The sequence below is a fragment of the Millisia brevis NBRC 105863 genome, from assembly GCF_001552615.1.
Classification (GTDB): Bacteria; Actinomycetota; Actinomycetes; order Mycobacteriales; family Mycobacteriaceae; genus Millisia; species Millisia brevis.
Genome location: NZ_BCRN01000040.1, coordinates 1 through 4,892, shown reverse-complemented (window position 1 = coordinate 4,892; position 4,892 = coordinate 1). Strand labels below are relative to the sequence as shown.

Genomic DNA, 4,892 nt, shown 5'->3' with positions numbered 1-4,892 from the left:
GACGCCGCTCGCACCGTTGATCGGGTCGTCGACGGGGTCGACGCCGCGCCGTCACCCCATGTCGACACCTCCCCTGCAGACCCGTCCCCGACAGGTACGTCCGCCGCCCACAGTGTCGAAACGGCCGGTACACCGGATACGGGATCTCCCGCGGGTTCCGACGTGCCGGATCGAGGAGACATTCCCCCGCAGTCCGACCACCCCGACGGTCCGGCCGACACGACCCCCGCAGCCGATAATGGAACCCAGACACCACCGCACTCTGCCAACTCGTTGGGCCCCGAACCGGCAACCCCCGAAAGCCGCGCCGCCGCCGACGATGGAGCCCGGGCGGTGGCCGAGGATCAGGGTCCGCGCGCCGACCAAACCGCCTACCAGACTGCGGAATCCGCCGACCCCGTCGCCACAGCGACCGGAGAATTCCTGCTACCGGCCACGGATCTCACGCTTCCCGGAGTCCTGCCGTTGGTCCTGGGACGGCGCCACCGCTCGAATTACCGTTTCGGACGCTGGTTCGGCGCCACCTGGTGGTCGACGTTCGACATCAGGCTGGTGGTCGACGAACACGGCGTGGTGGTGTTTGCAGAGGACGGCATGCTGCTGCGATTCGACCACCCCGAGGTCGATATCCCGACATCGTGTCTGTCCGGGCAGCGCCGCACCCTGGTGCGCACCGAACGCGGCGGGTATCGGATGGATCACCCGACCACCGGAATCAGCTGGCATTTCGCGCCGGAGCTGTCGATGGTGGGTATCGATGCGGCGTTGGGGAATCTGGTGATATCGGCGATCACCGACCGGCACGGCAACCGCATCCGGTTCCGCTGGGATCACACCGGAACCCCCATGGCCGTGGATCATTCCGGCGGCTACCGGGTCCTGGTGGACACCATGGCCGATCGGATCGTGTCGTACGCGGTGGTCGGGGCGGAGACTGTCACCGCGGTTCGCGAATTCGATTACACCGCAGGGTTGCTGACGGCCGTGACCAACGGTCTCGGTGGGATCACCCGCTTCGAGTACGACGGGGACGGGCGGATCACCCGGTGGGTGGACGACAACGGAACCTGGCTGACCAATACCTACGACCCGGATGGTCGGGTGGTCGCCCAACGCGGTATCGATGGCATCCGCAACGCCGATCTGTCCTACGCCGAGCGGCCCGACGGCACCGGTTCGGTCACGGTGATCACCAACTCGTTGGCGGCTCGGAGGGTCGAGGGTTTCGACGTCGATCATCGCCCCCGCACCGTGATCGACGAGGTCGGTGGGCTCACGGTTACCGCATTCAATGTCGACCGGAAGCCGGTGCGGGTGACGGCCCCGGACGGCGCGGCTACCGAGTACCGCTACACCGCCAACGGTGACGTCGCGGCGATCCGGCGTCCCGACGGCGAGCTGATCCACATCTCCTATGCCGCGCCCGGACACCCATCAGCCATCGAGCAACCCGGTGGAGCGCGCCGGCACCACACCTGGGATGAACACGGCAATCTGGTAGCCACCACCGATCCGGATGGGGTACGCGCCGAATACACCTACTCGCCGCACGGCGCGGTGACCGGGATCTCCATGGGCGGCGGGATCACCCGGATGCAGGTCGATGCGGCCGGACTGCCGGTTCGCGTGGTGGATCCGCACGGGGCCGTCACCGTGATCGACCGGGATGCGTTCGGTCGACCGATACACATCACCGACCCACTCGGCGCCGCGACAACGTTCACCTGGACCATCGACGGGCACCCCGCCGCGGTCACCTTCCCCGACGGAACCACCGAGCACCGCACCTACGACGGCGAAGCAAACCTGCTCTCGCACACCAACCAAGCGGGCTTCGTCACCCGATACGAGTACGGGCCGTTCGATGCGCTCGCCTCGCGGACGCTGCCGGACGGCACCGTCACCCGATACACCCGCGATACCGAACTGCGCCTGACCGGGGTCACCAACCCGCTCGGTGACACCTGGACCTATACCTACGATCCCGCAGGCCGATTGGTCGAGCAGACCGACTACAACGGCGCCCGCACCCGCTACCGCCGCGACATCGCCGGGCGAGTGGCCGCGGTCGAAACCCCCACCGGCGCGGTCCGCACCAACACCTTCGATGTGTTGGGACAGTTGGAATCGGTCACCACCAGCGGTGGAGCTGGGCGCCGGTTCACATACGACCTCACCGGTCGAGTGGTGGTCGCCGAGGCAGTTGGGGTTGACGGTCGGGCGTGGCGGATCGATTCGGAACGATCCGCCGCCGGACGCCTGCTGCGGGAGCTCTCCCCCACCGGCACCGTCGACCACCGCTACGACGTACACGGCCGGCGGGTCGAGACTCGTTCGAGCAGTGGCGGAGTCACCGGTTGGGACTGGGACACAACGGGCAGGCCCGTCACCATGCACATCGAAGATCACATGGTCGATCTGCAGTACGACGCTACCGGCCGCAGTACCGGTTACCGGGTCGGCGACGTAGCGGTCGACCGGACCTTCGACGTCGCCGGACGTCTGATCGAGCAGATCACCCAAGCGCATCCGACGCCTCTGCTGAACCTCGGCGGGCCGACCCCGGAGCCGGCCGTCCTGCGGGTCGACCAGTACGAGTACCGGGCCGACGGCATACCCACCGAACACGTCACCACCAGCAGTTCCGGGGTCGAGCGGCATGACTTCGACCTGGACGCCATCGGCCGGGTCCTGGCGATTGATAGCGCCGACGGGCCTGTCGAGCGGTTCACCTACGACGGTCTGGGCAACATCACCGCCACCGACGGAACCAGAAGCTCCGACCCGGACACCCACGATCGGGAGATCCAGGGAACCCTGTTGCTGCGTCGAGGTCGAACCCGGTACCGCTACGACCCCGCGGGGCGGCTCGTCGCCACGGCCACCACGCGCATCTCCCGCCCCGCCGCCACCACGACCTTCACGTACGACGACTTCGACCAACTCATCGAAGTCACCACATCCGATGGAGCTCGCTGGTCCCATACCTACGACGCCCTCGGACGGCGGGTCGAAAAGGTGCGAACGGACGACGGTTCCGAGCCAACCCACTTCGTTTGGGATGGCGTCCACCTCATCGAAGAACAAGGACGCGACCACTCCCTGCGCTGGACATACCAACCCGGCACGCACACGCCCCTGACACAAACCAACGCCCCAAATACCGAACGAGACGAGGTGGACCGGCAGTTCCAGGCCATTGTCACCGACCTGATCGGCACCCCGATCAGCCTGGTCGACCCCGGGAGCGGCGAACTGGTCGGCACTGCCGCGGCCGCCGTTTGGGGCAGCACCACCTGGACCGGCAACAGCACACCCCTCCGCTTTCCTGGCCAATATCACGACGCTGAAACCGGACTGCACTACAACCTGCTGCGCACCTACGATCCGGCCACCGGTCGCTACGTCACCCCCGACCCCCTCGGCCTCGCACCAGCACCCAACCCCAACACCTACGTCAACAACCCGACAACATGGTCCGACCCGCTTGGACTCGCACCATGCCGATGGGAGAACCTGCCAACTAGCGGCCGAATCGACCCCACCGAAGTAAGATTCAGCCAAGACTCCATAAGTCATGAATTCAGGAACGGTCAACCGCTGCAATTAGTTGTCGATGGGCTTCGTTCCGGTGAGATCTCGCCCGGTTCGTTCCCGCCGATAGAGGTCGTCATACGAGATGGCGAACTATTCTCCCTGGACAACCGACGTCTGGCAGTGTTCCAAATGGCAAATGAGGAAGTACCTTACAGACTAATACCTTTAGATTCACTGACCGCAGAGTTCCAATCGAGACGTTTCAGCACCGAAACCATGGGAGAGTCGGTTAGTATACGAACACCAGGGATACCGAACCCCGTATGGACCAACCCGAGATACGAGTAGAAGCAGATGAACGGCATAGAGGTAGCATCGCATATTGACCTAGTTGCCAGTGAGGCAGTTCACGATCCGTCCCTGCGGCCCCTACTGATGCGTCCCGATCCGAATCTTGTTCGCGCATTCATCCTGGGGCTTGCAAGCCGCGGGGTAGCGGAAATAGAAGCAAAAAGGACCCTTACCCTATCAGAGGTACCCACTATCGCAAGATTCGCGATAGTGGCCCTGGTAGAAAATGAAACAGACGGGCTAATTCCAGAAACTGAAGCCCTGCCATCCGTCATATGGGACAAACTGCAACCTATTTTCACTAGCTGGGCGGGTCGACATGTTCCTCTCGAGGAGGACAACATCGCCACCCTTCTGAGCGGGCTGGGGTCAGCTGTGTACAGCTACGGCAGGCAGCACGAGTCGTCGAATAGAGTAGACCTGGATACTTTCGGAGAGATTATCGTGTCCGCTATGTACATGGAGTAGTAGTAGCTCGGCCCCGCCGGTGCTCCTAATGAAGTTGCCGAGATTTCGTTCCGATGTTGACGTGTAGCGGGATTCGTTCCTCCGTGACACGGTTGGGACTGCTGCACGGATAGGTGACGGTTCAAGATGTCACCTGCTCGTGCAGCAGACCCACCGACATTCGGGGCTGTGATCGTCAACAACAACCCACGCGTGGGCAGGCGACCCGATCCGAACATGGATCGTTGCGACAGCATCGTGGAGATCGCCGAGGCGATCGAACCCTTCATCGACGGAGCCTGAGGACGCCCCGCTGGTCCGACTGCTGTTCGTTCGATGGGGACTCCGCTACCCCCTGGATCCAACGATCATCACCCAACTCAGCGCGACGCGAGCGCCGCGGAAAGGTACCGCTCTATTCCAATGAATCGGCATCGTCGCCTACGGCTTCTTGTCCTTCGACAGTCCTGGCCAGATGCTTAAGGTGCGAAAAGGGAACAATCGATAGGCCTCCGCCACATACCCACCGAAATTCCTCAATTAAAAATGGGTGCCCT

Annotated in this window: 1 protein-coding gene; it reads left to right on the top strand. The window is 63.7% G+C overall.

Annotated elements, in window-relative coordinates:
- Positions 1-333 precede the first annotated feature (333 nt).
- Entirely contained in the window at positions 334-3,885 is a 3,552-nt protein-coding gene (locus tag MB1_RS24685; protein WP_066913742.1) for an RHS repeat-associated core domain-containing protein, read from the top strand.
- The last annotated feature ends 1,007 nt before the right edge of the window (positions 3,886-4,892 follow it).